This window comes from Ramlibacter sp. (assembly GCF_035554825.1).
In the GTDB taxonomy this organism is placed as follows: Bacteria; Pseudomonadota; Gammaproteobacteria; order Burkholderiales; family Burkholderiaceae_C; genus Ramlibacter.
In genome coordinates this window covers 18421-43359 of sequence record NZ_DATMHS010000071.1, presented here as the reverse complement: position 1 = coordinate 43359, position 24939 = coordinate 18421, and the positions used below count along the sequence as shown (strand labels likewise).

The following is a 24939-nucleotide window of genomic DNA, read 5'->3' as shown; positions in this document are numbered from 1 at the left end:
TGGCTCTTGCCGTGGGGGCGCAGCCGAACGTTGCGGCCGGCGACGGCGCTCGCCATGCGTTGCAGGTTGCGCTCGAACGCGTCGAGGTCGAGCACGAGGGCGGGCGTGTCGACGCTCGCCAGCGGATCGCCCGGTCGGGCGGCTTTCCAGGGACTGGTCATGTCAGCCTCGTCTCAGTCGACGCGTGCGCCGGAGAACTTGACGATCTTCGCCCACTTCTCCGTCTCCATGCGGTGGATGTCCCAGAACTGCTCCGGCGTCCCGGGGATCGGCACGCCGCCCAGGTCGGCGAGCTTGGCCTTCATCCCGGGATCGGCGAGCGCCGCATTGAACTCGCGATTGAGGCGCTCGATCGCGGCGGCGGGCGTCCCCTTGGGCGCGGCCGCGCCGAACCAGGCGCTGGCCTCATAGCCCGGCACCGTCTCGGCGACGGCCGGCACGTCGGGCAGCGCCGGCGAACGCTGCGCTGTCGTCACGCCCAGGGCGCGCACCGAACCGGCGCGGATGTGGCCGATGATCGACGGCATGTTGTCGAACAGCACGTCGACCTGGCCGCTGATCAGGTCGGTGATCGCCGGGCCGGCGCCCTTGTAGGGAATGTGCTTCATGTCGATGCCGGTCATGAACTTGAAGAGTTCGCCCGACAGGTGCACCGACGTGCCGGCCCCGGACGAGGCCATGTTGATCTTGCCCGGGTGCTTCTTGCCGTAGTCGATGAATTCGGCGACCGTCTTGGCCGGAAAGTTCTTGGTCACCGTCATCACGTTGGGCACGCGGACGATGCCGCCGATGGGCACCATGTCCTCGAGGTAGTTGAACGGCAGCTTGGGATAGAGCGTCGCGTTGATCGCGTTGGCCGGATTGACCAGGTGGATGGTGTACCCGTCGGCCGGCGCCCGTGCCGCCATTTCGGTGCCGATGTTGTTGCCGCCGCCGGCCCGGTTCTCGATGATGACCTGCTGTCCCAGCCGCTGCGAGAGCCATTGCCCCATGATGCGCGCCAGCAGATCGGTCGTGCCACCGGGGGGATAGGGCACGATCCACTTGATCGGCTTGTTGGGGTAGTCGGACTGGGCGCTGGCGGGCAGCGCGAAAACGCTGCCGAGCAGCGCGATGGCCGCGACCAGAGTGTGCAGCAAACGCATGAACGCTCCTTCCTGATGTGACTGCGTCGGTGCCCGCGCGAGCCGCGGCAGCGCGGGGCTGCGAGAGACTACAGGCAAGCTCGACACAGCGTCAATCGGGCGCCACCCGACGCGATGCGCGGCATCGCGGGAAGCACCCCGACCGCTGGCCGGCGTCTGTCTTTGCCCCGGGGCCGGCGCGACCTATCATGGAGCGTAGCGACCGCGCGCCCACCCTCGGAGGGCCGGCGCCCGCCTGCAGTCAAACAGGAGTGCAAGCCATGAGCACGAGCCATCAATTCGTCGAGTCGGCCTATGAAGCCGCGTTGCTCGAGGAGCGACTGGCGTGGAAGCGGCTCGACCAGCCCCCGGTCGACGTGAACGAACACGTGAAGGCGTGCGCCGAATGGAGCGCCGCCGCGGAACGAGCGCGGGCCATCGGCCGCCGGCTGGCACCGGCCAGCCAAGGCCAGACGCAGGCATAGGCGCCGCCTCGAACCGGCGTCGTGCGGCCCGCGCGCTGCTGGTGGCGCCGGCCGGGTCGCCGACGCGAACGGCTGCCGGCGCGAGCGCGCGCTGATCGGCGGCGGGCAGCCCTCGCGCGGTGCGGCGCCGGATCCATGCGAGGCCGGCGACACCCCTGCTGCCCCCGGCGCGGTCCTACGCCCACACGCCCAGCCCGCCGACGGCCCCGCCCTCGCGCTGCACCTCAAATGTGGGGCACGACGCCTGTTGCAGGCGACCTCAGCAGCAACGCCGCCGGCCCCGGCGGACCCACCAGCCAAGGATATTCCAGTGAAAAACACAACGACCGTACCCAACGGCCAGGATGCCATTGCCCAACTCGTGGCCGACCACCAGAAAGTGACCGGCATGTTCAAGGCCTTCGAAAAGCTCCGGTCCGACGCCGACAAGGCGGAACTGGCCGAAGAGATCTGCAAGGAGCTCACCGTCCACATGCAGCTCGAAGAGGAGATCTTCTATCCCGCGGTGCAGGCGGCATTGCACGACCATGAACTGGTGCCGGAAGCCAACGTGGAGCACGGCTCGGTCAAGGACCTCATCGCCCAGCTGGAAGGCGCCCGCGCCGGCGGCGACGAGTACGACGCCAAGGTCCACGTGATGGGCGAGCTCATCGAACACCACGTGAAGGAAGAAGAAACCGAGATGTTCCCGAAGGCGAAGAAGGCCGGGCTCGACCTGGTGGCGCTGGGCGCGCGAATGGCCGAACGCCGGCAGGAGCTGATGGCCGCGGCCTGACGGCGCTCCAGCCCAGCGCTGCGGCCGCGCGCGGTCGGCTAGGGCTCGATCTCGTAATGGGCGTCGCCCATGTAGCGGTTCGGCCCGAACGCCGCGGCGACGGCGGCGGTTGCGGCCGCCCGCCACTGCTCGAAGACCGTCCGCTGGGCGTCGCTCAGATCGTCCGCCGCGGGTTCTTCCCCGTGGCTGGCCACGATCCGCTGGTAGGCGGCGTAGACCGGCAGCACCAGCTCGGGCCCGCCTATGGATGCCTCGAGGGCCTCGCGAAAGCGCCGTTCCGCGGCGCGCAGCTCGTGCGCGGGAGCGTCTGCTTCATACAGCTTCAGTCGGTAGGTCATGGTTGTCGCGCAGCGTACCAGCTGCGGCGACGCCGCCGGCGCCCGGCGATCGCCCTGCCCTCCTTCGCCGCTGCCGGTGCCGGCGCCGCGAGGCAGCGGCGGCGCCGCTCCGTTGCAAAAAATGACGACCACGGAGCCGCCGCGGCGCAAGACTGGCGCGAGCCGCGTGTCGCGGCGGCGCGCGGGCTCGGGTCGGGGCCAGCAGCCCGCGCCCAGGTCCCGGCCCCGGGGATGATCGCCATGGAACACAGCCGCAACGAGGATCGCAGTCAGGTCACGAATCCGAAGGCCCAGCCGGCGCCGCACGATCCGAAGCAGCGCGCCGGCGAGGCGGCGGCTCGGCAGGGAAAGTCCGGCGCGCCATCGGCGCCGCCGCAAGGCGCCGGCGAGCGCGCTTTCGCGCCGGGTGAAGACGGCGAATGCCACTGATCACGCGCGCCGGCAGCGCGCCGGGCTGAGGTCGTGGTGGTGGTCTCCCCGCGCCTGCGACGATGCTGCCTGCCTGCGGTGCTGGCCCTGTGCGCGCTGGCATACGCCTGCGACAGTGCCGCGCCCGGCAGCGGCGCCGGGCCGCCGGTGGCCGCGGCGGTCCAGGACGACCTGCAGGACCGGCTGGCAGGCACCTGGCTGCGTGAGCGGACCGAGCGCGGCGTCAGGTCGCGCCACCTCCTCATCCTCGAGCCCGACGGAAGCTTCCGGGAGACGGTGCGGGTGACCGATGCTGCCGGCGTCGCGAGCGACTTCGTCCACGAAGGAACGTGGCTCTACGACGGAACCAACCTCAAGCGCAAATACACGCTGATGCGAGGCCGGCCCCCGTCGCGACTGAACCTGCCGTTCGCCACCTTCCAGGTCGAGTTCGTGTCCCGCAACGAATTCGTGGGCGTCGACCACATCCACGGCAACCGCATCCGCTACACGCGCGTGGCGCCCGAGACCGAGCTCTGACGGCCAGATCCCCGGGCGACGGCGCGTCAACGCCCCTGGAACACCGGCTCGCGCTTCTCGACGAAGGCCCGCGCGGCCTCGCGGTGGTCCTCGGTCTGGCCGCAGTGGATGTGGTGGGTGGCTTCGAGGTCGAGGCACTCGTCGAGCGCGCCGGCCAGCGCACGATTCAGGTTCTCCTTCATGTAGCGGTACGCCACCGTCGGCCCCTGCGCCAGCCGCAGCGCGATCTCGCGGGTTCTGGCCGCCAGCGTCTGGCCCTCGCAGACCCAGTTGGCGAGGCCCAGCCGCAGCGCCTCGTCGGCGCTGACGCGCTCGGACAGGAAATACAGCTCCCGCGCCTTGGCGGAGCCGACCAGCTGGGTGAGGAAGTAGCTGCCGCCATAGTCGCCGGAGAAGCCGACCCGGGCGAAGGCCGTCGTGAGGAACGCGGTGCTCGCCATCACGCGCAGGTCGCACGCGAGCGCCAGCGACAGGCCCGCGCCCGCCGCCGCGCCGGGCAGCGACGCGAGGGTCGGCTTGGGCATCTGGAACAGCCGGCCGGCGGTGCCGCGCTGATTGAGTCGCTGGCGGTGGATCGCCTGGTCGATCGTCATGGCGCCGACCGTCCCGTCGCCGGCGGCGGCCATGCCCTTGACGTCGCCGCCGGCGCAGAAGGCGTTGCCGGCGCCGGTGAGCACGATGCATTTCACGGCCGGATCGAGTTCGGCCTGCGCCAGCTGCTGCTGCAAGGCTTCGTTCATCGCACGCGACATCGCGTTGCGCGCCTGCGGCCGGTTGAGGGTCAGCGTCAGGATGCCGTCCTCGAGGGTGGCGACCAGGTCGCTGGCGCCGGTGGCCAGGGCGTTCGTCGGGGAATCGGTCATGTCGGAACTCCGGTGAAGGATGGACGGGGGGCGGTCGGAACCTTGCCATGATGGCCGGCCGCGCGACCCCTCGCAAACCCAGGGCCCGCGCCGCGGCGGGCGCCCCGTGCAGCCTCATCCTGAGCGAGATCAAACCCGACTAGAACGCCAGCCCGTAGAAAGAACCATCATGAAACACGATCCCCGATCAGGTTCAGTGGCAGGCAGCGGCGCCGGCGGTGGTTCCAGTGCTGGCGCCGGCGACAAGTACGGTCCGCCGCTGCGCGTGCCGCCCGAGGTGCTCCAGGGCGAACGCAAGGAAGAAAAGCCTTGCATCACGCCGATCGACTGCGTCATGGCCAACCGCTGCGCCGGCCACTGCGGCTGCCGCTGACACGAGCGCTGCGGCAGGCATCGGCACGGCGCGCGCGCCACTGATCAGGCGGGCAGCTGCTGCTTCCAGTAGCCGTAGCTCCACGCGGTGGAGAAACCGCGGCCGGCATACAAGGAACGCGCGACCGCGTTGCCCTGCTCCACCTGCAGGAAGCAGCGTTCCACGCCGCGGCGGCGCGCGGCCTCGGCCAGCGCAGACAACACGCCCCCGGCCAGGCCGCGGCCGCGATGCGCGGGCAGCGTGCGCATGCCGTGCACGCCGCACCAGCCGCCGCTGAAGCAGGCCGAGCCGACGGCGATGGTGCGCCCGGCCTCGTGCACGCTGGCGAATACCGAATCGCGGCCGCGCCGCAGGATGGCGAGGCGGCTGGCGCCGTCGCGCGGGTCGAATCCCTCGCCGAGGAACACCTGCTCCCAGTCCGGGCCGGGACGGTCCGCCACTTCGACCGGGACGGCGCCGGCGCCGCCCGCGGCCAGCCCGGTCACCAGCGAGGTCTGCACCAGCGTCGGCTTGGAGCGGGCATAGCCGCGTGCCTGCAGCTGCAGGACCAGCCCGGCGAACGCCGGCAGGTCCGGCACGCGCAGCACCGGCGGCAGGCGCGCCTCGGCGTAGCGCCGCTCGATCTCGCCCAGGCAGTCGGCCCGCGGCGTGTCGTGTCGCAGCGGCGCCGCGCTGTGGCAGCGGCCCACGGTGCCGTCGTCGAACGCCAGCAGCCAGCCGCCCCAGCGCTCCTGCCGCTGCGGCGGCACGGCGGCCAGCGTCGCCCGTTCGATCGCCTCGATCTCGTCCATGCCTGCATTCTGGCGCGGCGCGCGCCTGGCCCCACCCGCGGCACTGCGCCGCGCGGCGAAGACGCAGGAAGCCCTAGGCGCGCAACTGCTGCCACTCGCCGGCCTTCATGCCGACGTCCAGCAGGTAGCGCACCCGCACCTCGTTGGCCGGCGTCCACAGGAACAGCCGCTCCTCGACGAAGAACATGTGGCGCGAGCAGCTGCTGTCGCGCACCACGTCGCCCGGCCGGAGATCGGGCATGGCGGCCAGGGCGGCCATCAGCAGGCGGCACGCCGACGGCTGGTCGCGGCCGACGTGCTCGGCGAAGAGCGCCGCCTGCGCGCCCTCGGTCAGCTGCACCCGATCGGCGTCCGGGTCGCACGCAAGCCGCGCCGTCGGCGCTTCGCCGACCAGCAGCGAGATGACGGCATTGGCGTCCGGGTCCACCAGCAGCGAACGCTGCTCGACGCGCCAGACACGCGCGGCCAGCCGCAGGTCGGCCACGAGGTCGCCCGCGCACGGCAGCTTGCCGATGGAGTGCAGCGGATCGAGCGTGAACATCGGGCGCGGCCGGTCGCCCCCGGCGCCCAGCGCCGAGCGCAGCGCCGCCGCGGCGGCGGCCGTGAATGCCACGTGGGTGCGGATGGACGGCATGGTCTCGTATTCCTCGCCCGCCCATTGTCGCGCAGGGCCGACGCGCAGCGCCGCTACGCCGCCGGCGTCGGCCTGGTCGCGGGCAGCGGGTCTGCCTGATGGCACGGCTCGAGGGCACCGGCGCGCGGCAGCGCCGGCTCGGCCTGCCGGGCCGGGATCGCCTCGGTCCAGGTCGCGACGTCGCCCGGCGTCATCGTGCTGGCCGGCGTGAGGCGGCCGTCCACGTACCCGAGCTGCTCGACGTCGTGCAGGTACTGCTCGCGCGACAGCAGCGTGCCGGCGCAGACGCGCGCGTCCTGGCCCGGCGCGCCGGCGCTCTCCGCCGCGAGCCGCGCCGTCAGCTGCTCCATCACCCAGGCCGGAATCCGGTGCCGCTCGCCCGGGTAGATGTAGCCGAAGAGCGTGAGATGGGCCAGCAGCACCCGCCAATGCGGGCCGAAGCGCCTCAGCAGCCCGGCCCAGTCGAGTCGCTCCGCGTTGGCTTGCAGCAGGTGCGCCACGTCGGCGCCGTCGTAGCGCTCGCGCTCCATGATGAAGGCCTTCGAGAGCAGGCCGTCCTCGATGTTGGCGATGCGCACCGGCACCCCCAGCACCTCGGCCTCGGGGTTGTCGCGGAACCACTGCTCGTCGACCGGCGTGACGCCGTTGCCGGAGTTGAAGATGAGGTCGATGAAATCGTCGCCCGCGTACACCTTCGCCAGCCAGTGCGGGTAGGTGAGCTCGGTCCGCCAACCCTGCGCCTGCATCAGCGCCGCCACGCGCTCGTAGTCCTCGCGCCGGATGAACAGGTCCAGGTCCTTGGTCGAGCGGCGGATGCCGGTGAAGCAGGCGTGGGCGAAGGCGCCGCCGACCAGGAACGACACCCCGGCGCCGGCCAGGGTCCCGAGCGCGCGCCGGTAGAAGGCGGCGGTCTCGGGCGCGACCTCCTCCTCGAGGGATGGGGCAAGCGGGACGGACGACATGCGGCTGCGAAAGTAGGTTGGTACGACGGCTCCAGCCTAATCGGAGGCGCAGCCACGGCACTGGGGTCAGCGACCTCATCAAGCGTCAGCCTGCGCCTACAACCCGCGACGGCGGATGGACATGGTTGGCGGCCGCGCCGGGCGGCAGCATGGAGGCCATCTCATCTCGACGATCGCTGTTCCATGCCCCACGCCAACCGCCCGGCCGTCCCGGCCCTGCGCAACGACGCCCGCCAGGCCTGAAGACCAATGGGCCAGTCCATCAGCGTCCGCTTCGCCGCCGTCGGCGACCTGCACGTGACCAAGGATTCCGCCGGCACCCTGCGCGCCTTCTTCGCCCAGGCCTCCGAGGCCGCGGACGCGCTGCTGCTGTGCGGCGACCTGACCGACTACGGCACGGCCGAGGAAGCGCAGATCCTGGCCAACGAGCTCGGCGCCGTGTCGGTGCCGATCGTGGCGGTGCTCGGCAACCACGACTTCGAGTCCGGCACGCCGCAGGTCGTCAGCGACATCCTGGCCCACGCCGGCGTGCGCGTGCTCGACGGCGACGCCTGCGAGATCGGCGGGGTGGGCATCGCCGGCGCGAAAGGCTTCGCCGGCGGCTTCGGCCGCGGGTCGCTGGGCGCCTGGGGCGAGCCGGCGATCAAGCTGTTCGTGCAGGAAGCGCAGCACGAAGCGATGAAGCTCGAATCGGCGCTGGCCAAGCTGCGCACGCCGCGCCGGATCGCGCTGCTGCACTACTCGCCGATTGCCGGCACGGTGGCCGGCGAGCCGGCGGAGATCTTTCCGTTCCTGGGCAGCAGCCGCCTCGAGGAGCCCCTGCTGCGCTATCCGGTGGACGCGGTGTTCCACGGCCATGCGCACCGCGGCACGCTCGAAGCCAGGACCATCAGCGGCGTGCCGGTGTTCAACGTGGCCCGGCCGCTGCTGCAACGCAGCCGGCCCGACCAGCCGCCGTTCCGCCTGTTCGAACTGCCGGTCGACGCCGCCGGTGCGCCGGCTGGCGACCAGCGCAGCGACGCCGTCAGCGTCCCGTGAGCCGCGTCGCCCGCGCCGCGCGGACGCTCAGCGCGCGCCGCGGTCGATCAGGAACGGCGCGAACTTCTTGTCCGAGCCCAGGATGTGGCGATTGAGCCAGTCGCACAGGAACTTGAGCGTGGCCAGCGCCACCTCGCCCTGGCTGCCGTCGAGCTTCTTGCGCAGCCCGTTGGCCTGCTCGGACAGGCTGGCGTGCTCGACATGGTGCGACGCCGCTTCCGGATAGCCGTACTGGCGCAGCAGCCGCTCCTCGGTCGCGAAGTGGTAGCCGGTGTAGTCCACCACGTCCGCCAGCACCTGGCCGACGATGTCGTTGCCGCGGCCTTGCTGCATCGCGTCGTACAGTTCGTTGAACAGCGCGAACAGCCGCTGGTGCTGCGCGTCGATCTCCGCGATGTTCAGCGTGTACTTCGCATCCCAGACGAACAGACTCATCTCGAGCGCCTCCTGAAGAAAGGGCGAGCCTATCGGCTGGGGCGGAGGTGAAATTTGTGCCAGCGCAAACGCGCGCCAGATTCCGAGGGCCGGACGCCGGCGTCGAGATATCCCCAACAACGGTGGAGAAGGCTGTGGATAAGCGATGGGACGCCGGCTGCGACCGCAGGCGCGGCGCGGGCCGCATCGCGTTGCCCGCTCGCGCGGCAGCACGCAGGCGCTGGACCGACACGGCGCCGCGCGTCGGCCGCCGGCTGCAAGACACGCTAACCCGCGGCGCGGCGCGCCACCACGGGAGAAACACCGAAGAGATTGCCTGGCCCGGGAGGGCGGACCGCAACGGCCGCTCCATATACTCGCCCGATGTCATCAATTCAGCTTGTTGACGTGGCCAAGCGCTGGGACAGCACCACGGCGCTGGAGGGGATCGACCTGGAGATCGCGTCCGGCAGCTTCTGCGTGCTGCTGGGACCCTCCGGCTGCGGCAAGTCCACCACGTTGCGCATCATCGCGGGCCTCGAGACGGCCAGCAGCGGCCGGGTCCTGATCGACGGCCGCGACGTCACCGACCTGCCGCCGGCCGAGCGCGGCATCGCGATGGTGTTCCAGAACTACGCGCTGTTCCCGCACCTCACCGTGGCCGACAACATCACCTTCGGCCTGTCGGTGCGCAGGATGGCAGCCGCGGAGGCGTCGAAGCGGCTGGCCGAAACGGCCGAACTCCTGGGTCTGACCGCCCTGCTCGCCCGCAAGCCGTCGCAGCTGTCGGGCGGCCAGCAGCAGCGCGTCGCGCTGGCGCGGGCGCTGGTGGCGCAGGCGAAGGTCTGCCTGATGGACGAGCCGCTGTCGAACCTCGACGCGCAGCTGCGCCAGGAGATGCGCGCCGAGTTGCGCCAGCTGCAGCAGCGCCTGGGCCTGACGGTGGTGTACGTGACGCACGACCAGGCCGAGGCGATGAGCATGGCCGACCAGGTGGTGCTGCTCAATCGCGGCCGCGTCGAGCAGGCCGCGACGCCGCGCTCGCTCTATGCCGCGCCGGCAACGACGTTTGCCGCCAGTTTCATCGGCACCCCGGCGATGAACCTGCTGCGCGTCGCCGACGGCCGGATCGCCGGCAGCGACGTGGCCGCCGGACGCACCGCCGACTGGCTGGGCTTGCGCCCCGAGTCGGTGACGCTGGGCGGGCGCGTGCCGGCGCGCGTGCGCAGCGTCGAATACCTGGGCGCGGACCTGATCCTTCATTGCGGCGTGGGCAGCGAATCGCTCACCGTCCGCACCGGCGGCCAGGCCGAACTGGCCACCGGCAGCGAAGTCCTGCTGGACTGGCCGGACACGGCCTTGCATTACTTCGACGCCGAAGGCCGGCGGATTCACTGACCACAACGAGGAGCACCGACGACATGCAACGCAAGACCTTCCACCGATTCCTGCTCGCCGCGGCCGGCGCCGCGGCCCTGGGCTGGGGCCCGGCGCAGGCGCAGACAACCGAGATCTCGTTCTTTTATCCGGTCGCCGTGGGCGGCCCGATCGCCAAGATCATCGACGGCTTCGCCAGCGACTTCGCCAAGGCCAATCCCGGCATCAAGGTGAACCCGATCTACGCGGGCACGTACCAGGAAACGCTGGTCAAGGCGCTGACCGCCCACAAGGCGGGGCAGGCGCCGGTGACCTCGGTGCTGCTGTCCACCGACATGTTCACGCTGATCGACGAGGACGCGATCGTGCCGATCGACAACTTCGTGAAGACCGCCGACGACAAGGCCTGGCTGAACGGCTTCTACAAGGCGTTCATGATGAACAGCCAGACCGGCGGCAAGACCTGGGGCGTGCCGTTCCAGCGTTCCACCGTCGTCATGTACTACAACAAGGAACTGTTCAAGGAAGCCGGGCTCGACCCGAACAAGCCGCCGACGACCTGGGCCGAGCTGAAACAGGCCGCCACCAAGCTGACGAAGAAGGACGCCGGCGGCAAGGTGACGCAGTGGGGCGTGCAGATCCCGTCGAGCGGCTTCCCGTACTGGCTGTTCCAGACGCTGACGACGACCAACGACGCGATCCTCGCCAACGAAGCGGGCAACGCGGTGAAGTTCGACGACCCGAAGGTCGTCGAGGCGCTGCAGTACTGGGTCGACCTGGGCAAGGCCGGCGTCCATCCGCCCGGCGTCGTCGAGTGGGGCACCACGCCGAAGGACTTCTTCGAGAAGAAGGTCGCGATCATGTACACCACCACCGGCAACCTGACCAACGTGAAGGCGAACGCGAAGTTCGACTTCGGCGTGGCGATGATCCCGGCCAACAAGCGCAAGGGCTCGCCGACCGGCGGCGGCAACTTCTACATCTTCAAGAAGTCGAGCCCGGCGCAGCAGGAAGCCGCGTTCAAGTTCATCAAGTGGGTCACGCAGCCCGAGCGCGCCGCGCTGTGGAGCATGGACACCGGCTACGTCGCGGTGTCCGAGGCCGCCTACGCCACCGACGCCTTGCGCAAGTACGGCCGCGACTTCCCGGCCGCCCTGGTCGCGCGCGACCAGCTGCCGGTCTCGGTGGCGGAGTTCTCGACGCACGACAACCAGCGCGTCACCAAGGCCCTGAACGACGGCCTGCAGGCGGCGCTGACCGGCACCAAGACGCCGGCGCAGGCGATGAAGGACGCCCAGCGCGAGGCGGACCGGCTGTTGCGTTCGGCCAAGTGACCCGTTCCGTCGGTACAGCGGCCGTGGCGGACGGCCGCACGGCCGTTCACGCCTGGCTGCTGTTGCTGCCGGCCCTGGCGCTGCTGGTGGCGTTCACGCACTGGCCGGCGGTCTCGACCTTCATCGACAGCTTCCACTCGACGCCCAAGGGCAGCCGCCCCGGGGTGTGGGTCGGACTGGAGAACTACCAGGCGATGGTCGACGACCCGGTGTTCTGGCAGGCGGTGCGCAACAACCTCTGGTTCGCCGGAGCCACGATTCCGCTGTCGATCGGCCTGGCGCTGGTGATGGCGCTGTGGGTCAACGAGCGGATCGCCGGGCGCACCTTCCTGCGCATGGCCTACTTCACGCCCACGGTGCTGCCGATGATCGCGGTGGCCAACATCTGGCTGTTCTTCTACACGCCGCAGTACGGACTGCTGGAGCAGTTCACCGGCCTGCTCGGCCTGCCCTCGCACAACTGGCTCGGCGACCAGCGCACGGCGCTGGCCTGCATCACCGTGGTCGCGGTCTGGAAGGAAGCCGGCTTCTTCATGATCTTCTACCTGGCGGCGCTGCAGACACTCAATCCGAGCCTGCGCGAAGCCGCAGCCATCGAAGGCGCGAGCCGCTGGTACTTCTTCCGCCGCGTGCAGTGGCCGCTGCTGATGCCGACCACGCTGTTCGTGCTGGTCAACGCCGTGATCAACGGTTTTCGCATGGTCGACCACGTCTTCGTGCTCACGCGCGGCGGACCGGACAACGCGTCCACGCTCTTGCTGTACCACCTGTACGAAGTGGGTTTCAAGTTCTGGGACACGGCCTACGCCTCTGCCATCACGGTGGTGCTGGTCGTGGTGCTGGCCAGCGTCGCGCTGTTCCAGTTCTTCGTGCTCGACAGGCGGGTGCATTACAAATGACCGTCGCCTCCCGCCCGGCCGAGCGCGCCCGCCGCCTCGCCTACAACGACCCCACCTGGCTCGACGCCGCCGCCGCCTGGCTGCTCGCGCTGCTGTGGATCCTGCCGCTGCTGTACGCCGTCTGGACCGCCTTCCATCCGGGCGAGTTCTCCACGCGCTTCGTGCTGCTGGCGCCGCTCACGCTCGACAACTTCCGGCGGGCCTGGGACGCGGCGCCGTTCGCCCGCTACTTCCTCAACACGGCGCTGCTGGTGGCGATGATCCTCGCGGTGCAGCTGGTGCTGGCGACGCTGGCCGCCTATGCGTTCGCGCGGTTCGCGTTCCGCGGCAAGAACCTGGCCTTCGCCCTGGTGCTGGTGCAGCTGATGATCATGCCGGACATCCTGCTGGTGGAGAACTACAAGACGATGTCGCAGCTGGGGCTGGTCGACACGCTGGTGGCGATCGGCCTGCCCTACTTCGCATCGGCCTTCGCCATCTTCCTGCTGCGCCAGACCTTCATGGGCATCCCGAAGGAACTCGACGAGGCGGCGCGGGTGGAGGGCGCCAGCGCCATGCAGGTGCTGTGGCGCGTGTACGTGCCGCTGGCGCGGCCGGTCTACACCGCTTTCGCGCTGGTCTCGGTGAGCTTCCACTGGAACAACTTCCTGTGGCCGCTGATCATCACCAACAGCGTCAAGGCGCGCCCGCTCACCGTCGGCCTGCAGGTGTTCTCGTCGGTCGACCAGGGCGTCGACTGGTCGGTGATCACGGCGGCGACGCTGATGACGGCGGCGCCGCTGCTGGTCGGCTTCCTGCTGTTCCAGCGCCAGTTCGTGCAGAGCTTCATGCGCGCCGGCATCAAGTGAACCCATGAGACTCGTCACCTGGAACACCCAGTGGTGCTGCGGCCTCGACGGCGTCGTCAGCCCCCGACGCATCGTCGACGGCGCGCGCGCCCTGGCCGACTTCGACGTCCTGTGCCTGCAGGAGATCGCCGTCAATTACCCGGGCCTGGCGGGCCATGCCGGCCATGACCAGCCGGCCCGCCTGCGCCGGCTGCTGCCCGGCTTCCAGGTGTTCTTCGGCGCCGCCGTGGACGAGTGGTCGGACGGCGAGCATCGCCGGTTCGGCAACCTGATCGCCACCCGGCTGCCGGTGACCCAGGTGCAGCACCATCTGCTGCCCTACCCCGCCGATGGCGGCGTGCGCAGCATGCCGCGGGTGTGCACGGTGGTGACCCTGCTCGATCCGGTGCTGGGTCCGCTGCGGGTGATGACCACGCACCTGGAGTTCTATTCGAAGCGCCAGCGCATGGCGCAGGCGATCGCGTTGCGCGAGCTGCATGCGCAGGCCTGCGCGCAGGCCGCCGCGCCACCGCAGCCGAGCGACGACGGCTCGCCGTTCCAGACCAAGGTCCACACGCCCAACGCCATCCTGTGCGGCGACTTCAACCTGGAAGCCTGCGAGCCGGAATACGCGCAGCTCACCCAGCCCTTCGCCCACGGGCAGCTCTGGGACAGCTGGCGGCTGCGCCACGGCTCGCAGCCGCATCCGCCCACCTTCCGGCTCTACGACCGCACCTACGGGCCGGAGCCGGTGGCGTGCGATTTCGTGTTCGTCAGCGACGGACTCAAGGACAAGGTCCGCGAGCTGCGCATCGACAGCGCGACCAAGGTGTCAGACCACCAACCGGTCGCGGTCGAAATCGCCTGACCGGCGGCGCCAACGCCCTTGGCCGGACGCGTCCGACGCGCGCTCGCGCCGCCGTCCGGCAGCGCCGCCGCTGCCCTTCGCCGAGGCTCGGCTGGACGAAGGAGTCACCCCATGAAACGCAAGATCGCGCTGGCGTTGGCGATCGCGACGGCCGCCACGCTGGCCGTCGACGCGAACGCGAAGAAGCCGGCCCCGGCCAAGGCCCAGGCCAAGCCCGCGGTGGAGACCGCGGTGGACGTGCCGCCGCCATCGGGCAGCTGGGAAGCCACGCCGCCGCCCGCCGAAGGCTACGTCTGGTCGGCCGGCTACTACGAATGGAAGGACGGCCGCTACGCCTGGAAGGCGGGCGAATGGGTCCTGAGCAAGCCGGGCATGGAATACCGCCAGCACAAGTGGGTGCAGCGCGCCGACGGCAAATGGGTCCTGACCGGCGGCACCTGGGTCGCGCCGGGCGAGAACGTCGCCGGCAAGCAGTGAAGCTGCGGCGCGCCGCTACTGCGGCACGCGCCCGTAGCTGATGGCCCGGACGACGCCCGAGCGCAGGACGACCGTCACCACCAGCCGTCCCGGGCCGCGCTCGTACAGCCACTCCTCGACCTCCAGGCAGGGCACCACCCGCAGCGCGTAGCTGTCGGGCATCACTTCGAGCGTGCCCGGGTAGTACACCGGCGAGCAGTAGGCGTCCCGCAGCTTGGGCTCGCCGCACTTGTACGCCAGCGACAGCCGCGAGTCGCCCTCGCTCACGGTGCCGCCCTCGCAGCGCAGCGACTCGGCGCCGGCCAGCGCGGGCCATGCCAGGGACAGTGCCAGGCAGCAATGCAGCAACCTCATGGCGGTCTCTCCATTGCGTCTGATTGTGCTCGCGCGGGAGCGCGGGCGCGGGCGCCGCATGGCGGGTGCCACCCCTGTAGGACGGATGCTCACGGACCCGTAGGAGGCAGTCGAATTCGTTGCGCGATTTGACGGCCGCCAATCCCGCGGCCGGTCCGGGCGGTACATTGCGGCCCCGGCCTCGCCTGGCCGCCGACCCTCAGGAGCAACGATGAACGAACGTGCCGGCCCCGCCTACGATCCTGGCCACCTGCTGCAGCTGCAGCTGAGCGTCATGCGGGGCACGCTCGGCATGTTCGTCCATGGGACCCAGCGGTTCCTCGAGCTCAGCCTGGCGGCCGCCGCGTCGCCGGCGCGCCGCCAGTACACGGTCCAGGTGCAGGAGAACGTCGACTCGATCCTGCACGCCTTCGCGATGGCGCCGGCGATGGCCGACCGCCTGATCCGCACCTCGGCGCTGCGGACCGACGGCCCGGTCGCGACCGCGACCCGGACACCGCCCCGAGCGGCCAAGCCGAAGCAGCCGCGGCGCACGGCGCGGGCCGCTGGCGAACATCCCAGGTAGCGAGGCTTCGGCGCTGGGAAGCGATCCGGCGCTCAGGTGGTCGCCGCGGCCCAGCCGAGCCCCAGCGCCTCCAGCCGCACCGGCTCGGGGACGCCGGTGACCGGATCCCATCCCATCAGGCTGTAGAAGTGGCGCTTGGCCTGCGCGAACGCGGCCGGATCGATCGCCGTGTGCTGCAACGCGCCGCGCGGCGTCGGTGCATGGAACCGCGCGGGCAGGCAGTCGTCGGCCGCCGTGAGGCCCTCGCGCAGGTTGAACACCCGGGCCATCGTCGCGACGCGCTCGCCCTGCCGCACGGCCTCGAAATCGGTGTAGTCCCAGCCGGTCTGCGCCCGCAGCAGGTCCACCTGCTGGCGCAGGGTCCACGGCACGAAGTGGCACATCACCATCGAATCGCTGAAATTGCGCCACAGGTGCTGGTTCCTGACCCGGTCGACCTTCTCGGCCCCGAGGTCGCTCGCCGGCAGCGGCGCCGGGCTGTCGAGACTGCGCACCGCCTCCATGGCGCGACCCTCGTGCATGAAGGAGGTGTCGTGCGCCCCGGCCATGTGGTCGGCGCCATTGGCCGCGATGGCGTAGACGAGGCCCAGCCCCTGTTTCAGGCGCGGCTCGTGCATGCCGAATTCGACCCCCTTCACCTGCATCGCCAGCGCCTGCGCGCCCCGGCCGAGCCGCCGCGCGGCCGCACGGCTGCCATCGGCCAGCAGGTCGCCCAGTCCCTCGCGCCTGGCGATCAGCTCGATCGTGCGCAGCATGGCCTCGGCGTTGCCGAAGCGCAGTTCGATCCCGCCGGTGTCGGCCGCCGTCAGGATCCCCCGCTCGAAGCACTCCATCGCGAACGCGATCGTGCCCCCGGTGGAAATCGTGTCGAGGGAGTACAGGGAACACAGCTCGTTGGCGCGGCAGATCGCCGCCAGGTCGGCGATGCCCATGAACGAGCCGAACGAAGCCAGCGTCTCGTATTCGGGTCCGCCGTTGCGGCGGTCGACGCGGAACCGCTCGTTTTCCAGTTCCACGACCTTCTTGCAGCGGATCTGGCAGCCGGGACAACCATCCATCGCGACCCGGCAGCTGTCGCGCACCGCGTCGGCCGTGATCTGCTCGACGCCGTCGAAGCTGCCGTCGCTCCAGTTGCGCACCGGCAGGTTGCCGATCGCGTGGCCGCCGACCATGCCGGCGCCGGTGCCCAGCGCGTGGAAGGCGGCCGCGTTGCCCAGCGTCTGGTAGTTGTTGTTCATCCAGCGCGCGAGCTCGCGGTAGCGCTCGCGATCGGCGGCCTGCGGAATGGTCGATCCCTTCACGGCCACGCACTTCAGGTTCTTGGAGCCCATCACCGCGCCCAGGCCGCCGCGGCCGGCCGCGTTGCGCACGTCCGTCATCACGCAGGAGATCGCCGCCAGCCGTTCGCCGGCCGGGCCGATCGCCGCGGTGCGCACCCGCCGCTCGCCCAGCTCGCCCTCGACCGCCTCGTGGGTCTCGAGCACCGTCCTGCCCCACAGCGCGCCGGCGTCCTTCAACTGCGCCTCGCCGTCCTGGATCCACAGGTACACCGGCCGCGCGGCCCTGCCCTGCACCACCAGCGCATCGAAGCCGGCGCGCTTGAGCTCGTAGCCGAAGTGCCCGCCCGCCTCGCACTTCGCGATCCCGCCGCTCAGGGGCGATTTGGCGCCGACGCACAGGCGCGAACCACCTGGCATCGGCGTTCCCGTGATCGGCCCGGCGGCAAACACCAGCCGGTTTTCCGGCGCCAGCGGGTCGGTGCCCGCCGGCACTTCCTTGAGCAGGTAGTAGCCGACGAAGCCGGCGCCGCCCAGGTAGCGGCGATAGAAGCGCTCGTCCGGTTGCTCGGTCCAGATCCGGCCGTCGCTCAGATCGACCCGCAGCACCTTGTTCGCCAGGCCTTGCACCATCTCGTTGCTCCAGAAAAAAAGGAAGCACCGTCGTCTCAACCGCCGGCAATCGGCGCGAAGACGATCAGCCGCGAGCCGTCACGGACTTCGTCGTCGGCCGCGGCCAGCCGGCCGTCCAGCGCCGCGTTCCACGGTTCGTCCAGGTCCATGCCCAGGCGCACGAGCACGTCGCGCACGGTCGCGCCGGGCGCGACTTCCAGCCGGGCGGGTCGCCCGCCGGCCGGACCGAACCGCTGCAGTTCGCCGTGCATCTCGACCGTGATCCGCATTCCGTTCGAACTCCAGCGCAAGGCGCGCCGGACCATCTTCTTGCGTTCGACGGCGCCCGTCGTTGACGCGCATCAGCGGAAGGCCACGGCGGCGCGGCCGGCGTGCCGGGCTACCTGTCGCCGGTGGGGCGGGGGCTGGCCGTGCGGCCCAGCGTGTCCTGCGCCGGCGCCAGCAGGGCCAGCAGGTCGGAGGTGGTCGCCAGGATCAGGTCGGCCCCGGCCGCGCGCAGTTCGTCTTCGGTGCCGAAGCCGCACAGCACACCGACCGTCTGTGCGCCGGCGGCCACGCCGGTGCGGATGTCCACCGTGGTGTCGCCGATCATCAGGCAGGCGGCCGGATCGACCCCCATCGTCGTGGCGGCGAACACCAGCGGGTCCGGATGCGGCTTCATGCGCGGCGTCGTCTCCGAGCCGACCACGGCCGCGAAGCATTCGAACACGTCGTAGTGCTTCAGGAAGCGCTCGACCCGCAGCGCCGTGCCGGTCGAGATCGTCGACATCGGATAGCGCCCGGCCAACATGCCGATCATCTCCTGCACGCCGGCCATCATCTCGTGCGGCACTTCGTCGACCGCCTGCGGGTTGCGCGTGTCGGCCGGATCCGCCAGGCGCCGGCGCGTCTCGCGGATGCGGGCGCGCAGCCGCGCGAGCGGAACGTCCAGGCCCAGCCGGTCGAGCAGCGCGTAGGCATTGTTGACGGGCGTTTCGGCCCCCATCACGGTCTGCCGTGCCAGCCGCTCGGCGCGCCGGCCGCTCACCAGCGGCACCCGATCGAGCACCGCGGACAGCTGCGCCACCAGGTGGTCGTCGGTATCGGCGATGGTGCCATCCACGTCGAAGCACAGCGCGCGGATGCGGGCGAAGTCGAGGGCCATGCCGCAAGATACACGGCGCCTGGGCGCCCGCGTGTCAGCAGCGACCGCATCCACGGGCAGCCGGCGGGCGCAGCACCCGCCGCGGCACGGCCGTTCAGCGCCCGAGCGGCAGGCGCTCGACGTTGGCCGGCTTGCTTTCCACCGTGCGGTCGGCGAATCCCAGGCGCAGCAGCAGCGCGCAGAACTCGTCGGGCGAGACGCCGCCGTCCAGGCGCAGCATGTGCCGCAGCAGTCCCGAGAAATCCCTGGCCAGCAGGTCCCAGCCGTCCTGGCCGACGCGCAATTCGGGGCGCTCGCCGGCGGCGCGCCACTCCAGCACCAGTTCGCCGCGCCGCGCCGGCTGCTGGCCGCCGTCCATCGAAATGCAGACGCGCTCGACGCACGGCCCCAGCGCCGTCGCGGCGTACCAGGCCTGCGAGGTGCGCACGAAACCCGGCGCGCCGTTCATGTCCGTTCCCCGGATGCCCCGCGGCGCCCCGCGCCCTGCTCGATCGTCACTCCTGGCTCTCCACTGTTCTCATGGTGTGCTTTCGATTTTGAGCGAAGTGCCGACCAGCTCAGCCATTTGAGCGGCCCGATGTTGTGCCGTCCATACAGCCGGTGCCTCACTGGCGCCGGATCCGTGAAGTGCAGCCGGCGCGCGCTCGCCGATAATCCCTGACCGCCGCGCACCGGGGCGCCGCAGGAGTGCTGCATGGGATGGTTCACGCGCCGACCGCTGGTCGCGCTCGCGCTGCTCGCGGCGTCGGGCGCGCAGGCACAGGCAGCCGCCGGCCGGCCGGCGATCGTCGAGGCTTCGGTCGCCGGGCTGCAGCAGGCCATGGCGTCCGGTCGCGCGACGGCGCAGTCGCTCACGCATGCCAGCCTGGCGCGGATCCGCCGCTTGGACCGCGGTGGCGCGGGCCTCCATGCGGTCATCGAGCTCAACCCCGACGCGCCGGCGATCGCCGCCGCGCTCGACCGCGAGCGGCGCGCCGGCCACCTGCGCGGCCCGCTGCACGGGATTCCGGTGCTGATCAAGGACAACATCGACACCGGCGACCGGATGCTCACCACCGCCGGCTCGCTCGCCCTGGCCGGAGCGCCGGCGCCGCGGGACGCGTTCGTCGTGCAGCGGCTGCGTGCCGCCGGCGCCGTGATCATCGGCAAGACCAACCTTTCGGAGTGGGCCAACTTCCGTTCGAGCAAGTCCACCAGTGGCTGGAGCGCGCGCGGCGGGCAGACCAGGAATCCGTACGGCCCCGGCCGCAACCCGTGCGGCTCCAGTTCCGGCACCGGCGCCGCGATCGCGGCCAGCTTCGCCGTCGTCGGGCTGGGCACCGAGACCGACGGCTCGATCATGTGTCCCAGCAGCGTGGCCGGCCTGGTCGGCATCAAGCCCACCGTCGGCCTGGTCAGCCGCGCCGGCATCATCCCGATCGCCCATTCGCAGGACAGCGCGGGTCCGATGGCCCGTGGCGTGGCCGATGCGGCGGCGGTGCTTTCGGCCATTGCGGGCGTCGACCCGCAGGACCCGGCGACGCTGCCGGCCGAGGGCCATGTCGCTGCCGACTACACGGCTTTCCTCACGCCCGGCGGTCTTCGCGGCACCCGCATCGGGGTGGCGCGCAAAAAGGTCACCGGCTACAACCCGCACACCGATGCCTTGTTCGAGCAGGCCCTGGCCGACCTCCGAAGACTCGGCGCCGAGCTCGTCGATCCGGCGGACTTCGGCTCGCTCGGCGAGTACGACGACGACGAACTCGAGGTGCTGCTGTACGAGTTCAAGGCGGGGCTGAACAGCTACCTGGCGCGCCGCGGCGGCGTGGCGGTGCGGTCGCTGGACGACGTCATCGCGTTCAACCGGGCCCATGCGCCGCGGGAATTGCGCTGGTTCGGCCAGGACCTGTTGTTCAAGGCGCAGGCGCGCGGGCCGCTCACCGACGCGGCCTACGCGCGGGCGGCCGAGACGGCGCGCCGGCTGGCGCGCGCCGGCATCGACGACGTGCTGGCCCGGCATCGGCTCGACGCCATCGTGGCGCCGACCGGCGGCCCGGCCTGGCTCACCGATCTCGTCAACGGCGACGCGTACCAGGGCTCGAGTTCATCCCCGGCGGCGGTGGCCGGTTATCCCAGCATCACGGTGACGATGGGCGCCGCCCACGGCTTGCCGGTGGGGATTTCGTTCGTCGGCACGGCGTGGTCCGAGGGCAAGCTGCTGCAGCTCGCCTGGTCCTACGAGCAGGGGACGCGCCACCGGCGGGCGCCGCCGGCGCGCGTCCTGCCGCGCCGCTGACCGCCCCGGCCGCGGCCGCTCACTCGGCAGCGGCGCCGGCCGCCCGGGCGGGTTCGCTCTTCGCCGCGCGCGGCCGGTCCGAGGGCAGCAGCAGCACCGAGCAGGAGGTGCACAGCGCGATCACGGCCATGCCGGTGAACAGTGTGCCGAATCCGCTGCCCTTGACCACCGGACCGAGGAGCCACACCGCCAGCGAGCTCACGCCCAGCGAAATGGTGAAGCGCATGCCGGCGACGCTGGAACGCATGCGATCGTCGACGTAACGCACGATCATGGAGTCGGTGAACGGGATGGCGCCGAAGATGAAGATCATCGCGCCGAGCAGCAGCGCGTAGAAGGTCCAGCCCTGGGCGTGCGCGGCCAGCAGCAGCACCGGCACCTGCGCCGCGGTGACCGCCAGATACAGCGGCTTGAGCGCGAAGCGGTCGATCAGCGCTCCGACGACCACCTGCGCGAGCGAGGCGGTGGCGTAGACCGCCGCCAGCAGCGCGCCGAGCAGGGCCGGCTCCTCCACGATCCCGCGGAAGCGCTCGGCCAGCAGCTGCGCGTTGCCGTTGGTCGTGAAGTTGAACAGCATGCTGCCGGTGATCGACGCCGCGGTCATGACCGCCAGTGCGCGCGCCAGCAGGGCCGGAGTCAGGCGCACGCTGGCGGCGCCGGTCTTGCGCCGCGCCGGCGCCTCGGGCTCGGGCGGCACGGCCCATGCGAACGCCAGCCCCAGGGCGATGCAGGCCAGTCCGGGCACGGCGAAGGCCGCGCGCCAGCCCAGCCAGTTGGTGAGCAGGCCGGTCAGCAGCGCGGCCACGGCGATCCCCAGGTTGCCCGACAGGCCGTTCAGGCCGATGGTGGCGCCGGGCCGCCGCGCGTGCTGCAGCAGCATCGGGATGCCCACCGGATGGTAGATCGAGGCAAAGGCGCCGATCAGGGCCAGCGCGCCGGCCAGCTCCCAGGGCGAGCGCGTCGCGGCGCACAGCAGCGACGACACGCCCATGCCGAAGAAGAACAGCACCATCATGGAACGGCGGCCCCAGACGTCGCCCAGCCGGCCCGCCGGCAGCGCGCCCAGGCCGAACATCAGGAAGGCGCCCGCGCCGTAGGGCATCAGGTCTTCCCAGCGCGCCAGCCCGAACTCGGCGGCGATCGGGGCGACGGCCGTCGCGAAGATCAGCAGGAACATGTGATCCACGGCGTGGCCGAGGTTCAGGAGCACAGTGGCCGGCTTGGACGACATGGCGCGAGCATAAACGGCAGCGCTGCGGGCGGGGAATGTAACGTTGCGCGAGCGACTCTTGTGCTGAGCGCCGCGGCCGCCATGTACGGCGGACGGCCCGATGGCGGGCCGCTTCGCAGGAAAGCCCATGTGGAAACGTGTGACCTTGCTCTGGACCCTGGTGCGCGGCGACGCGCGGCAGCTGTGGTTCGCGCTGCGCCATCCGGGCGCGCCGGTCTGGCTGAAGCTCGGCACCGCCCTGCTGGCCCTCTACGTGATCTCGCCGCTGGACATCATCCCGGACGTGCTGCCGGTGATCGGCGTCGTCGACGACCTGGTGCTGGTGCCGCTCGCCATCCGCTGGCTGCTCAAGTTCCTGCCGCCCGAGATCGCGCAGGCGACGGCCGGCCGCCGCGCCGGCTGACGCGGGCGGCGCGGCTCAGCGGCTGAGCCGCGGGTGGGGCTGCGCGCAGTAGAACCATTCGGCGCCGGGCGCCGCGGTCGCGTCCGGGAACACCACCGCGCCGTCGAACGGCGCCAGCACCGCCGCGCCGTCGTGCCGGACGCCGATGCGCTGGCCGCGGCGCACCGGGTCGAAGCTGGTCCAGGCGCGCTCGAAGCGGTCGTCCGGATGCGCGCGGTCGACCACTTCGCGCAGCCGCAGCCCCTCCATCCGCGCGGCCGGCGGTGGATCGGGCGCATCGATCAGGCGCAGGTGGGCCAGCGTGCGGAGGATGGCGCGGTAGGCCACCTGCGGCGCCTGCGGGTCCTCGTGCTGCCCGCACTCCAGGGTCAGGGCGCAGCCGCCGGCCGCCCGCATGTATTCCGTGGTGCCCACCCCATACGCCGCGCTGCCGCCGCGCCGGGCCGCGCCCGCGGCGTAGGTGTCGAGCCAGCCGTCCAGCGCGCGGGCTACGCCCAGCCGCAGCGCCAGCGCCCGCTCGCGCGCCGCCTGCGAGAACGGCTGCAGGTCGCCGGCGTTGTCTTCGGGCCCGACCATCACGAACGGCGAGCCCGCGGAGCGGAAGGAATGCAGGTCCAGCAGCACGTCGTGGTCCGCCAGCAGCGGGCACAGCGCGTTGGCGATGCGGTCCTCGTTGTCCGCCGGCGCTGCCGTCGGCGCCAGATGCCGGTTGAGGTTGCGGTCGCCACCGCGGGTGCCGCGTTGGTAGGCCAGGCGGTTGGTGACCGGCACGAAGGTGGCGCGCCCGCGGACGATGCGCAACTGGCCGCCGGCCAGCTCGGCGGTCACCCGCTCGATCGCGCGGGTGCCGCAGGTCTCGTTGCCGTGGACGGCGCCCAGCACGATCAGCCGGGTGCCCGGCTGCTCGCCGGCGAAGCATTTCGGTTCGATGATCCCCATCGCGCTATTCAATCACGCGGGCGCTCGGCGTGCGGCGCGCCTCGGAAAGCTCAGGCGGGCTGAAGGCGCGGCGCAACGGCGGCCGTGAGCGAGGCCGGCATGCTGTGCGACTCGCGCTCGCGGCGCAGGAATTCCTGGCGTCGCTGCTCGCAGGACCGGGCCTGCACGATGTCGCTGCAGAGCGTGGCGTAGGCCTCGGCCACGCTCTCGGTCGAGCGGACGCGGCGCGCGAGCACGTCCGGCACCAGGATGATCTCGTGGGCGCCGAGCTCGAACTCGATGGCATAGACCTTCCCCAGCCGCGCCTCGATCGCCTCCACCAGGTCCTCGGCACAGGCATCGGGCATCAGCAGGGTGAAGGTGTCGGCGGCGGTGCGCAGCGCGAGCCCGGTGCGACCGCCCAGCCGCGTGAGCTCGGCGAGCGCGAGACGGGCCGCTTCGGCGCCCGCGCCGCTGCCGAACAGCAGCTCCAGTTCGCGCAGGTCATGGATCTGGACGACCAGCATCCCCAGCGGCTGGGCGCGGCAGCGCGCGGCCTGGCGCAACTTCTCCCCGGCCACGCACATGCGATGGCGGGGCCCGTCCACACCGGCCGGATGCACCCCTGCCGCGTCCGCCTGCGAACTGCCGCCGGCGGCCGAAGCCAATGCGCCCAGACCAGAAACCGCGCTCATCTTCCGTCCCCAGGGTACTGCTTGATCCCTCACCGATCACATCACGGCGCCGCGCGGCGCGGACTGGCAATCCTCCTATCGCCGGCTAGGCATGTTCCTTATGACCCGCAGGCAGGGCGCCGATCAGCGCGCCCCATTCGGCGCCGGGCGGCGCGCCGATGCGCCGGTTGCCGGCCCCGGCGGGCAGCTCGATCCAGTGCGCATGCAGCCACAGCCGCTCGACGCCGAGCCAGGCCGCCACCGCGCGGTTGTGCGCGCCCTTGCCGTGGGTCGTGTCGCCGATCAGCGGATGCGCGAGGTGCTTGAAGTGGCGCCGGATCTGGTGCCGCCGGCCGGTCAGCGGCTGCACCGCCACCAGCGCGTAGCGGCTGGTCTCGTGCCTGGGGTCAACCCGCATCGGCCATTCGAACAGCGCCAGCCGCTCGTAGCTGGTGCTGGCGGCCACCCGTGGCTGGCCGGCCGACGGCAGTTCCGGGTCGCGCGCCAGCGGGTAGTCGATCGTGCCGGCCGCGGCGGTCCAGCCGCGCACCAGGGCCAGATAGCCCTTGCGCACCTGCCCGGTCTCGAAGGCGATGCCGAGGCTGCGCGCGGCGTCGGCGTGGCGCGCGAACAGCAGCACGCCGCTGGTGGCCTTGTCGAGGCGGTGCAACGGCCACAGCCGCTCGCCCAGCTGGTCGCGCAGCAGCCCCAGCGCCGTCTGCGCTTCATGCGCGTCCAGCCGGCTGGGATGGACCAGCAGCCCCGGCGGCTTGTCGATGGCCACCAGATCGCCATCGAGGTGCAGGATTCGCAGCGGTGACATGGGGATGGTGGGCATCGGCAGCGCAGCATAGCCGCACGGCTCGAACACGACGCGCCCCGCCTGTGGACCGGCGACGCCGCGGCCGCGCCACCTCGCCGCCGCGGGCCAGCGGTGG

General features: G+C 71.4%; 30 protein-coding genes. 14 read left to right on the top strand and 16 right to left on the bottom strand.

Translation table 11 applies throughout. The features are described 5' to 3' along the window. Positions 1-173: 173 nt before the first annotated feature. A complete protein-coding gene (locus tag VNT59_RS08240) occupies positions 174-1145 on the bottom strand; it encodes a tripartite tricarboxylate transporter substrate binding protein (RefSeq protein ID WP_325497843.1) in 972 nt (323 codons plus the stop codon). A 260-nt stretch (positions 1146-1405) separates the two neighbouring features. Here VNT59_RS08240 and VNT59_RS08235 point away from each other — a divergent pair, with 260 nt between their 5' ends. Further along, on the top strand, positions 1406-1609 hold the full coding sequence (locus tag VNT59_RS08235) for a hypothetical protein (protein WP_325497842.1): 204 nt from the start codon (positions 1406-1408) through the stop codon (positions 1607-1609). Positions 1610-1919: 310 nt separating this feature from the next. Then, on the top strand, positions 1920-2384 hold the full coding sequence (locus VNT59_RS08230) for a hemerythrin domain-containing protein (RefSeq protein WP_325497841.1): 465 nt from the start codon (positions 1920-1922) through the stop codon (positions 2382-2384). Positions 2385-2422: 38 nt separating this feature from the next. Here VNT59_RS08230 and VNT59_RS08225 read toward each other — a convergent pair whose 3' ends face one another. After that, on the bottom strand, positions 2423-3148 hold the full coding sequence (locus tag VNT59_RS08225) for a hypothetical protein (protein ID WP_325497840.1): 726 nt from the start codon (positions 3146-3148) through the stop codon (positions 2423-2425). Between the two features lie 39 nt (positions 3149-3187). Between VNT59_RS08225 and VNT59_RS08220 the strand changes: the two genes are divergently transcribed. Continuing rightward, the gene (locus VNT59_RS08220) at positions 3188-3670 is read left to right on the top strand and encodes a hypothetical protein (protein ID WP_325497839.1); all 483 of its coding nucleotides are present in this window, start codon (positions 3188-3190) and stop codon (positions 3668-3670) included. Positions 3671-3696: 26 nt separating this feature from the next. On the opposite strand, the gene VNT59_RS08215 is transcribed toward VNT59_RS08220, so the two are convergent. Then, positions 3697-4533 carry an enoyl-CoA hydratase gene (locus VNT59_RS08215; protein WP_325497838.1) on the bottom strand — a complete coding sequence of 279 codons (837 nt, stop codon included), beginning with the start codon at positions 4531-4533 and terminating at the stop codon, positions 3697-3699. A gap of 169 nt (positions 4534-4702) precedes the next feature. Here VNT59_RS08215 and VNT59_RS08210 point away from each other — a divergent pair, with 169 nt between their 5' ends. Beyond that, on the top strand, positions 4703-4906 hold the full coding sequence (locus tag VNT59_RS08210) for a hypothetical protein (protein WP_325497837.1): 204 nt from the start codon (positions 4703-4705) through the stop codon (positions 4904-4906). A gap of 44 nt (positions 4907-4950) precedes the next feature. On the opposite strand, the gene VNT59_RS08205 is transcribed toward VNT59_RS08210, so the two are convergent. The 3 genes from VNT59_RS08205 to VNT59_RS08195 all read right to left on the bottom strand — a co-directional run bounded on the left by VNT59_RS08205 (position 4951) and on the right by VNT59_RS08195 (position 7293). Next, positions 4951-5697, bottom strand: a complete 747-nt coding sequence (locus tag VNT59_RS08205) for a GNAT family N-acetyltransferase (protein WP_325497836.1) — start codon at positions 5695-5697, stop codon at positions 4951-4953. 73 nt (positions 5698-5770) lie between these two features. Continuing rightward, on the bottom strand, positions 5771-6331 hold the full coding sequence (locus tag VNT59_RS08200; RefSeq protein WP_325497835.1) for a hypothetical protein: 561 nt from the start codon (positions 6329-6331) through the stop codon (positions 5771-5773). A gap of 53 nt (positions 6332-6384) precedes the next feature. Then, positions 6385-7293, bottom strand: a complete 909-nt coding sequence (locus tag VNT59_RS08195) for a nucleotidyltransferase (RefSeq protein WP_325497834.1) — start codon at positions 7291-7293, stop codon at positions 6385-6387. 249 nt (positions 7294-7542) lie between these two features. On the opposite strand from VNT59_RS08195, the gene VNT59_RS08190 reads away from it, so the two are divergent. Then, positions 7543-8331: a metallophosphoesterase gene (locus VNT59_RS08190; protein WP_325497833.1), complete on the top strand. Its 789-nt coding sequence runs from the start codon at positions 7543-7545 to the stop codon at positions 8329-8331. A gap of 27 nt (positions 8332-8358) precedes the next feature. On the opposite strand, the gene VNT59_RS08185 is transcribed toward VNT59_RS08190, so the two are convergent. After that, positions 8359-8766, bottom strand: a complete 408-nt coding sequence (locus VNT59_RS08185) for a bacteriohemerythrin (protein WP_325497832.1) — start codon at positions 8764-8766, stop codon at positions 8359-8361. A 363-nt stretch (positions 8767-9129) separates the two neighbouring features. On the opposite strand from VNT59_RS08185, the gene VNT59_RS08180 reads away from it, so the two are divergent. From VNT59_RS08180 to VNT59_RS08155, 6 genes are all read left to right on the top strand, one after another. Continuing rightward, positions 9130-10143 (top strand): ABC transporter ATP-binding protein, encoded by a 1014-nt coding sequence (locus VNT59_RS08180; RefSeq protein WP_325497831.1) that lies wholly within the window; start codon positions 9130-9132, stop codon positions 10141-10143. Between the two features lie 23 nt (positions 10144-10166). After that, on the top strand, positions 10167-11456 hold the full coding sequence (locus VNT59_RS08175; protein WP_325497830.1) for an ABC transporter substrate-binding protein: 1290 nt from the start codon (positions 10167-10169) through the stop codon (positions 11454-11456). Continuing rightward, positions 11453-12355: a sugar ABC transporter permease gene (locus VNT59_RS08170; RefSeq protein WP_325497829.1), complete on the top strand. Its 903-nt coding sequence runs from the start codon at positions 11453-11455 to the stop codon at positions 12353-12355. Before VNT59_RS08175 ends, VNT59_RS08170 begins: the two co-directional genes overlap by 4 nt. After that, the gene (locus tag VNT59_RS08165; protein WP_325497828.1) at positions 12352-13203 is read left to right on the top strand and encodes a carbohydrate ABC transporter permease; all 852 of its coding nucleotides are present in this window, start codon (positions 12352-12354) and stop codon (positions 13201-13203) included. Before VNT59_RS08170 ends, VNT59_RS08165 begins: the two co-directional genes overlap by 4 nt. A 4-nt stretch (positions 13204-13207) precedes the next feature. Then, positions 13208-14050, top strand: coding sequence for an endonuclease/exonuclease/phosphatase family protein (locus tag VNT59_RS08160; protein WP_325497827.1), 843 nt, complete (start codon positions 13208-13210; stop codon positions 14048-14050). Between the two features lie 111 nt (positions 14051-14161). Beyond that, positions 14162-14527: a hypothetical protein gene (locus VNT59_RS08155; RefSeq protein WP_325497826.1), complete on the top strand. Its 366-nt coding sequence runs from the start codon at positions 14162-14164 to the stop codon at positions 14525-14527. A 15-nt stretch (positions 14528-14542) separates the two neighbouring features. Here the strand turns inward: VNT59_RS08155 and VNT59_RS08150 are convergent, their stop codons facing one another. After that, positions 14543-14881: a DUF2845 domain-containing protein gene (locus tag VNT59_RS08150; RefSeq protein ID WP_325497825.1), complete on the bottom strand. Its 339-nt coding sequence runs from the start codon at positions 14879-14881 to the stop codon at positions 14543-14545. 211 nt (positions 14882-15092) lie between these two features. On the opposite strand from VNT59_RS08150, the gene VNT59_RS08145 reads away from it, so the two are divergent. Further along, positions 15093-15446 carry a hypothetical protein gene (locus VNT59_RS08145; RefSeq protein ID WP_325497824.1) on the top strand — a complete coding sequence of 118 codons (354 nt, stop codon included), beginning with the start codon at positions 15093-15095 and terminating at the stop codon, positions 15444-15446. Positions 15447-15478: 32 nt separating this feature from the next. Here VNT59_RS08145 and VNT59_RS08140 read toward each other — a convergent pair whose 3' ends face one another. The 4 genes from VNT59_RS08140 to VNT59_RS08125 all read right to left on the bottom strand — a co-directional run bounded on the left by VNT59_RS08140 (position 15479) and on the right by VNT59_RS08125 (position 18948). Next, positions 15479-17356, bottom strand: coding sequence for an aldehyde ferredoxin oxidoreductase family protein (locus VNT59_RS08140; RefSeq protein WP_325497823.1), 1878 nt, complete (start codon positions 17354-17356; stop codon positions 15479-15481). A 35-nt stretch (positions 17357-17391) separates the two neighbouring features. Further along, entirely contained in the window at positions 17392-17625 is a 234-nt protein-coding gene (locus VNT59_RS08135) for a MoaD/ThiS family protein (RefSeq protein WP_325497822.1), read from the bottom strand. A gap of 110 nt (positions 17626-17735) precedes the next feature. Then, a complete protein-coding gene (locus VNT59_RS08130; RefSeq protein ID WP_325497821.1) occupies positions 17736-18500 on the bottom strand; it encodes an HAD family hydrolase in 765 nt (254 codons plus the stop codon). Positions 18501-18594: 94 nt separating this feature from the next. Then, entirely contained in the window at positions 18595-18948 is a 354-nt protein-coding gene (locus VNT59_RS08125; protein WP_325497820.1) for a hypothetical protein, read from the bottom strand. A 246-nt stretch (positions 18949-19194) separates the two neighbouring features. Between VNT59_RS08125 and VNT59_RS08120 the strand changes: the two genes are divergently transcribed. Next, on the top strand, positions 19195-20775 hold the full coding sequence (locus tag VNT59_RS08120; RefSeq protein ID WP_325497819.1) for an amidase: 1581 nt from the start codon (positions 19195-19197) through the stop codon (positions 20773-20775). A 19-nt stretch (positions 20776-20794) separates the two neighbouring features. Here VNT59_RS08120 and VNT59_RS08115 read toward each other — a convergent pair whose 3' ends face one another. Then, complete coding sequence (locus VNT59_RS08115) at positions 20795-22006, bottom strand: MFS transporter (protein ID WP_325497818.1); 1212 nt, start codon at positions 22004-22006, stop codon at positions 20795-20797. Positions 22007-22133: 127 nt separating this feature from the next. Here VNT59_RS08115 and VNT59_RS08110 point away from each other — a divergent pair, with 127 nt between their 5' ends. Continuing rightward, positions 22134-22409, top strand: coding sequence for a YkvA family protein (locus VNT59_RS08110; RefSeq protein ID WP_325497817.1), 276 nt, complete (start codon positions 22134-22136; stop codon positions 22407-22409). Positions 22410-22424: 15 nt separating this feature from the next. Here VNT59_RS08110 and VNT59_RS08105 read toward each other — a convergent pair whose 3' ends face one another. The 3 genes from VNT59_RS08105 to VNT59_RS08095 all read right to left on the bottom strand — a co-directional run bounded on the left by VNT59_RS08105 (position 22425) and on the right by VNT59_RS08095 (position 24824). Beyond that, a complete protein-coding gene (locus tag VNT59_RS08105) occupies positions 22425-23348 on the bottom strand; it encodes a succinylglutamate desuccinylase/aspartoacylase domain-containing protein (protein WP_325497816.1) in 924 nt (307 codons plus the stop codon). 50 nt (positions 23349-23398) lie between these two features. Further along, positions 23399-24022, bottom strand: coding sequence for a hypothetical protein (locus VNT59_RS08100; RefSeq protein WP_325497815.1), 624 nt, complete (start codon positions 24020-24022; stop codon positions 23399-23401). 85 nt (positions 24023-24107) lie between these two features. Then, positions 24108-24824: a pseudouridine synthase gene (locus VNT59_RS08095; RefSeq protein WP_325497814.1), complete on the bottom strand. Its 717-nt coding sequence runs from the start codon at positions 24822-24824 to the stop codon at positions 24108-24110. Between the last annotated feature and the right edge of the window lie 115 nt (positions 24825-24939).

Coding starts and splice junctions, on each gene's coding strand:
- VNT59_RS08240 (WP_325497843.1), bottom strand. CDS start 1,145: ATGCGTTTGCTGCACACTCTGGTCGCGGCCATCGCGCTGCTCGGCAGC.
- VNT59_RS08235 (WP_325497842.1), top strand. CDS start 1,406: ATGAGCACGAGCCATCAATTCGTCGAGTCGGCCTATGAAGCCGCGTTG.
- VNT59_RS08215 (WP_325497838.1), bottom strand. CDS start 4,533: ATGACCGATTCCCCGACGAACGCCCTGGCCACCGGCGCCAGCGACCTG.
- VNT59_RS08210 (WP_325497837.1), top strand. CDS start 4,703: ATGAAACACGATCCCCGATCAGGTTCAGTGGCAGGCAGCGGCGCCGGC.
- VNT59_RS08205 (WP_325497836.1), bottom strand. CDS start 5,697: ATGGACGAGATCGAGGCGATCGAACGGGCGACGCTGGCCGCCGTGCCG.
- VNT59_RS08200 (WP_325497835.1), bottom strand. CDS start 6,331: ATGCCGTCCATCCGCACCCACGTGGCATTCACGGCCGCCGCCGCGGCG.
- VNT59_RS08195 (WP_325497834.1), bottom strand. CDS start 7,293: ATGTCGTCCGTCCCGCTTGCCCCATCCCTCGAGGAGGAGGTCGCGCCC.
- VNT59_RS08190 (WP_325497833.1), top strand. CDS start 7,543: ATGGGCCAGTCCATCAGCGTCCGCTTCGCCGCCGTCGGCGACCTGCAC.
- VNT59_RS08185 (WP_325497832.1), bottom strand. CDS start 8,766: ATGAGTCTGTTCGTCTGGGATGCGAAGTACACGCTGAACATCGCGGAG.
- VNT59_RS08180 (WP_325497831.1), top strand. CDS start 9,130: ATGTCATCAATTCAGCTTGTTGACGTGGCCAAGCGCTGGGACAGCACC.
- VNT59_RS08175 (WP_325497830.1), top strand. CDS start 10,167: ATGCAACGCAAGACCTTCCACCGATTCCTGCTCGCCGCGGCCGGCGCC.
- VNT59_RS08165 (WP_325497828.1), top strand. CDS start 12,352: ATGACCGTCGCCTCCCGCCCGGCCGAGCGCGCCCGCCGCCTCGCCTAC.
- VNT59_RS08160 (WP_325497827.1), top strand. CDS start 13,208: ATGAGACTCGTCACCTGGAACACCCAGTGGTGCTGCGGCCTCGACGGC.
- VNT59_RS08155 (WP_325497826.1), top strand. CDS start 14,162: ATGAAACGCAAGATCGCGCTGGCGTTGGCGATCGCGACGGCCGCCACG.
- VNT59_RS08150 (WP_325497825.1), bottom strand. CDS start 14,881: ATGAGGTTGCTGCATTGCTGCCTGGCACTGTCCCTGGCATGGCCCGCG.
- VNT59_RS08145 (WP_325497824.1), top strand. CDS start 15,093: ATGAACGAACGTGCCGGCCCCGCCTACGATCCTGGCCACCTGCTGCAG.
- VNT59_RS08140 (WP_325497823.1), bottom strand. CDS start 17,356: ATGGTGCAAGGCCTGGCGAACAAGGTGCTGCGGGTCGATCTGAGCGAC.
- VNT59_RS08135 (WP_325497822.1), bottom strand. CDS start 17,625: ATGCGGATCACGGTCGAGATGCACGGCGAACTGCAGCGGTTCGGTCCG.
- VNT59_RS08130 (WP_325497821.1), bottom strand. CDS start 18,500: ATGGCCCTCGACTTCGCCCGCATCCGCGCGCTGTGCTTCGACGTGGAT.
- VNT59_RS08125 (WP_325497820.1), bottom strand. CDS start 18,948: ATGAACGGCGCGCCGGGTTTCGTGCGCACCTCGCAGGCCTGGTACGCC.
- VNT59_RS08120 (WP_325497819.1), top strand. CDS start 19,195: ATGGGATGGTTCACGCGCCGACCGCTGGTCGCGCTCGCGCTGCTCGCG.
- VNT59_RS08115 (WP_325497818.1), bottom strand. CDS start 22,006: ATGTCGTCCAAGCCGGCCACTGTGCTCCTGAACCTCGGCCACGCCGTG.
- VNT59_RS08110 (WP_325497817.1), top strand. CDS start 22,134: ATGTGGAAACGTGTGACCTTGCTCTGGACCCTGGTGCGCGGCGACGCG.
- VNT59_RS08105 (WP_325497816.1), bottom strand. CDS start 23,348: ATGGGGATCATCGAACCGAAATGCTTCGCCGGCGAGCAGCCGGGCACC.
- VNT59_RS08100 (WP_325497815.1), bottom strand. CDS start 24,022: ATGAGCGCGGTTTCTGGTCTGGGCGCATTGGCTTCGGCCGCCGGCGGC.
- VNT59_RS08095 (WP_325497814.1), bottom strand. CDS start 24,824: ATGTCACCGCTGCGAATCCTGCACCTCGATGGCGATCTGGTGGCCATC.